Origin of the sequence: Pseudomonas sp. Pseusp3 (assembly GCF_047304225.1) — a bacterium.
Classification (GTDB): Bacteria; Pseudomonadota; Gammaproteobacteria; order Pseudomonadales; family Pseudomonadaceae; genus Aquipseudomonas; species Aquipseudomonas fluorescens_CD.
In genome coordinates this window covers 1-4,391 of sequence record NZ_JBGLYV010000192.1, presented here as the reverse complement: position 1 = coordinate 4,391, position 4,391 = coordinate 1, and the positions used below count along the sequence as shown (strand labels likewise).

5 protein-coding genes are annotated in these 4,391 nt (G+C 60.0%); all 5 read left to right on the top strand.

Annotated features, from left to right (window positions below; all coding sequences use genetic code 11):
* The first annotated feature begins 183 nt into the window (after window positions 1-183).
* The 5 genes from oscA to ACCD00_RS30200 all read left to right on the top strand — a co-directional run bounded on the left by oscA (window position 184) and on the right by ACCD00_RS30200 (window position 4,320).
* The gene (oscA, locus tag ACCD00_RS30220) at window positions 184-366 is read left to right on the top strand and encodes a sulfur starvation response protein OscA (RefSeq protein ID WP_007975618.1); all 183 of its coding nucleotides are present in this window, start codon (window positions 184-186) and stop codon (window positions 364-366) included.
* A gap of 73 nt (window positions 367-439) precedes the next feature.
* On the top strand, window positions 440-1,453 hold the full coding sequence (locus ACCD00_RS30215) for a sulfate ABC transporter substrate-binding protein (RefSeq protein WP_413428862.1): 1,014 nt from the start codon (window positions 440-442) through the stop codon (window positions 1,451-1,453).
* A 172-nt stretch (window positions 1,454-1,625) separates the two neighbouring features.
* Window positions 1,626-2,444 (top strand): sulfate ABC transporter permease subunit CysT, encoded by an 819-nt coding sequence (gene cysT / locus ACCD00_RS30210; RefSeq protein ID WP_008019110.1) that lies wholly within the window; start codon window positions 1,626-1,628, stop codon window positions 2,442-2,444.
* A gap of 12 nt (window positions 2,445-2,456) precedes the next feature.
* Window positions 2,457-3,326, top strand: coding sequence for a sulfate ABC transporter permease subunit CysW (gene cysW / locus ACCD00_RS30205; protein WP_008019109.1), 870 nt, complete (start codon window positions 2,457-2,459; stop codon window positions 3,324-3,326).
* Between the two features lie 4 nt (window positions 3,327-3,330).
* On the top strand, window positions 3,331-4,320 hold the full coding sequence (locus ACCD00_RS30200; RefSeq protein ID WP_413428861.1) for a sulfate/molybdate ABC transporter ATP-binding protein: 990 nt from the start codon (window positions 3,331-3,333) through the stop codon (window positions 4,318-4,320).
* The last annotated feature ends 71 nt before the right edge of the window (window positions 4,321-4,391 follow it).

Below are 4,391 nucleotides of genomic sequence, written 5' to 3'. Positions count from 1 at the left end.
GGGGGGCGGGCTTCTGATGGGGGCAATCCCTCGCAAACCCTTGTCCCGCCAAATAATGTCTTCTGGTTATATAAACATTCTTAAATAGTCTTTTTAAGAATATCTACACCTCTCTAGTATTGCTCTCAAGCCGCAAGCAGTGCCGACACTGCGAGGCAACCTCTCAGTTGAAGGAGCAGCAATATGAGCGCATCCCTGCGTAGCGTCGACGGTCAAGACGAAGCCACCATCCTGCGTGAAATCCAGAGTGCCCTGCGCGACCTGCGCTTTGGTGCCGTGGAAATCACCGTGCACAACGCCCAGGTGGTGCAGATCGAGCGCAAGGAAAAATTCCGTTTGCAGCAGCCGGGCAACAAGCCGGGCTGAGGCGAACCAGGCACCGCGATTTCCGATATCCCATAAAAAAGCCAACAAACCAAGAATTCCAGGAGCTTTCACCATGTCGTCGATTCGCCACTTCGCTTTGGCCGCCCTGGCCAGCGCCCTTTTTGCCGGTTCCGCGGTAGCCAAGGACTACGAGCTGCTCAACGTGTCGTACGACCCGACCCGCGAGCTGTACCAGGACTACAACGCCGAATTCATCAAGTTCTGGCAGAAGGACCATGCCGGCGACACCGTGAAGATCCAGCAATCCCACGGCGGTTCGGGCAAGCAAGGCCGGGCGGTGATCGACGGCCTGCGTGCCGACGTCGTAACCCTGGCCCTGGCCGGCGACATCGACGAAATCGCCAAGCTGGGCAAGAGCCTGCCGGCGGACTGGCAAAAGCGCCTGCCGGACGCAAGCACGCCTTACACCTCGACCATCGTGTTCCTGGTGCGCAAGGGCAACCCTAAAGGCATCAAGGACTGGGGTGACCTGGTCAAGAATGACGTCTCGGTGATCACGCCGAACCCGAAAACCTCCGGCGGTGCGCGCTGGAACTTCCTCGCGGCCTGGGCCTATGGCCTGAAAGCCAACGGTGGCGACGAAGCCAAGGCCAAGGAATATGTACAAACCCTGTTCAAGCACGTGCCAGTGCTGGATACCGGCGCTCGCGGTTCGACCATCACCTTCGTCAACAACGGTCAGGGCGACGTATTGCTGGCCTGGGAAAACGAAGCCTTCCTGGCGCTGAAAGAAGAAGGTGGCGCCGACAAGTTCGACATCGTCGTGCCTTCGCTGTCGATCCTCGCCGAGCCACCGGTGGCGGTGGTCGACAAGAACGCCGAGAAAAAGGGCAACGAGCAGATCGCCGAAGCCTACCTCAAGTACCTGTACAGCCCGGCCGGCCAGGAAATCGCGGCGAAGAATTTCTACCGTCCACGGGACAAGGATGTCGCCGCCAAGTACGCCCAGCAGTTCCCGAAACTGGAACTGGTGAGCATCGACAAGGACTTCGGCGGCTGGAAAGCCGCGCAGCCGAAATTCTTCAATGACGGCGGCGTGTTCGACCAGATCTATCAGGCGCAGTAATCTTAAATAGCCATCAATGAGCCTGATGCCTGGGCTCGTAAGTGTGGGAGGGGGCTTGCTCGCGAAGGCGGTGTGTCAGGCGACGTAAATGTTGACTGATACGGCCTCTTCGCGAGCAAGCCCGCTCCCACATTGATGCGTTTAGCGGATCGCTTTTCAACCAAGGACTTTTATGTCGCGTCGTATCTCCCCCGTCATACCCGGCTTCGGGCTGACGCTGGGCTACACCTTGGTGTACCTCAGCCTGATTGTGCTCATACCACTGGCGGCGATGTTCGTGCATGCCGCTCAACTCACCTGGGATCAGTTCTGGGCAATCATCTCGGCGCCACGGGTGCTGGCCGCGTTGAAGCTCAGTTTCGGCACCGCCCTGTGTGCCGCGATCATCAACGGCATCATCGGCACGCTGCTGGCCTGGGTATTAGTGCGCTATACCTTCCCTGGACGCAAAGTCATCGACGCCATGATCGACCTGCCGTTCGCATTGCCCACGGCGGTGGCCGGTATTGCGCTGACAGCGTTGTACACCCCTACCGGCCTGGTTGGTCAGTTTGCAACGGATCTGGGTTTCAAGATCGCCTACACCCCCTTGGGCATCACCCTTGCCCTCACTTTTGTGACACTTCCATTCGTAGTACGTACCGTACAGCCAGTATTGGCCGATATTCCCCGTGAAGTGGAAGAAGCGGCAGCGTGCCTGGGTGCGAAACCCTTGCAGGTTTTCCGCCATATCCTGCTGCCCGCGCTGCTGCCCGCCTGGCTGACCGGCTTCGCGTTGGCCTTTGCCCGCGGGGTCGGCGAGTATGGTTCGGTGATTTTCATCGCCGGCAACATGCCGATGAAAACCGAGATCTTGCCGCTGCTGATCATGGTCAAACTCGACCAATACGATTACACCGGCGCTACGTCCATTGGTGTACTGATGCTGGTGGTTTCCTTCGTCCTGTTGCTGCTGATCAACTTGTTGCAGCGGCGCATCGAAACCCCATAAGGAGGCGCACCCATGTCCCAATCGTCTATTGCTGCCGCTTCCTCGAACGCTGCCCGCCGTGGCAGTGCGACCTCGCGGCGAATCCTGATCGGCCTTGGCTGGCTGATTTTTGCGCTGTTCCTGCTGCTGCCACTGTTCATCGTGGTGTCCCAGGGCCTGAAGCTCGGCCTCGGGGCGTTCTTCACCGCGATCTTTGAGCCGGACGCGCTGTCGGCCCTGAAACTCACGGTCATCGCCGTGCTGATTTCGGTGCCGCTGAACCTGGTGTTCGGCGTCAGCGCCGCCTGGTGCGTGAGCAAGTACTCGTTCCGCGGCAAGAGCATGCTGGTGACGCTGATCGACCTGCCGTTCTCGGTATCCCCGGTGATTGCGGGTCTGGTCTACGTGCTGATGTTCGGCGCCCAGGGGCTGTTCGGCCCGTGGTTGCAGGATCACGATATCCAGATCGTCTTCGCCTTGCCGGGCATCGTGTTGGCGACGATTTTCGTTACCGTGCCGTTCGTGGCCCGTGAACTGATCCCGCTGATGCAGGAACAAGGTACTCAGGAAGAGGAGGCTGCACGCCTGCTCGGCGCCAACGGCTGGCAGATGTTCTGGCACGTCACCGTGCCCAACATCAAATGGGGCCTGATCTACGGCGTGGTGTTGTGTACCGCGCGGGCCATGGGCGAGTTCGGTGCGGTGTCGGTGGTTTCCGGGCACATTCGCGGGGTGACCAACACCCTGCCGCTGCACGTCGAGATCCTCTACAACGAATACAACCACGTGGCCGCGTTCGCTGTGGCGAGCCTGTTGCTGATCCTGGCGCTCTTCATCCTGCTGGCCAAGCAGTGGAGCGAAAACCGTATTAACCGCCTGCGCGCCAGCGCCGCGGAGGAATGATTTCATGTCGATCGAAGTGCGTAACGTCAGCAAGAACTTCCACGCGTTCAAGGCGCTGGACAACATCAGCCTGGACATCCAGAGCGGCGAGCTCGTCGCGTTGCTCGGTCCGTCGGGCTGCGGCAAGACCACGCTGCTGCGGATCATCGCCGGCCTGGAAACCCCGGACCAGGGCAACATCGTGTTCCACGGTGAAGACGTTTCCGGCCATGACGTGCGGGATCGCAACGTCGGATTCGTGTTCCAGCACTACGCCTTGTTCCGCCACATGACGGTGTTCGACAACGTCGCGTTCGGCCTGCGCATGAAACCGAAAAACCAGCGCCCGAGCGAAAGCCAGATTGCAAGCAAAGTCCACGAACTGCTGAACATGGTGCAGCTGGACTGGCTGTCGGATCGCTACCCGGAACAACTCTCCGGCGGTCAGCGTCAGCGCATTGCACTGGCCCGCGCCCTGGCGGTGGAGCCGAAAGTGCTGCTGCTCGACGAACCTTTCGGCGCCCTCGACGCCAAGGTTCGCAAGGAACTGCGCCGCTGGCTGGCGCGGCTGCACGAAGACATCAACCTGACCTCGGTGTTCGTGACCCACGACCAGGAAGAAGCGATGGAAGTCGCCGACCGTATCGTGGTGATGAACAAGGGTGTGATCGAGCAGATCGGTTCACCGGGCGACGTCTACGAAAACCCGGCCAGCGATTTCGTCTATCACTTCCTCGGTGATTCGAACCGACTGCACCTGGGCGAAGACAAGCACGTGCTGTTCCGCCCGCACGAGGTGTCGCTGTCGCGCCATGAGCTGGAAGATCACCACGCGGCCGAGGTGCGGGATATCCGTCCGCTGGGCGCGACGACGCGGGTGACGCTGAAGGTTGAAGGGCAGAGCGATCTGATCGAGGCCGAAGTGGTCAAGGATCACGACAGCCTGATCGGGTTGGCGAAGGGCGAGACGTTGTTCTTCAAGCCGAAGGTCTGGCAGAAACTCGCCAACATCTAAAGCAAAAGCTTCGCGAGCAAGCCCGCTCCCACAGGGATCTGTGTCGTTCACAAAACCTGTGGGAGCGGGCT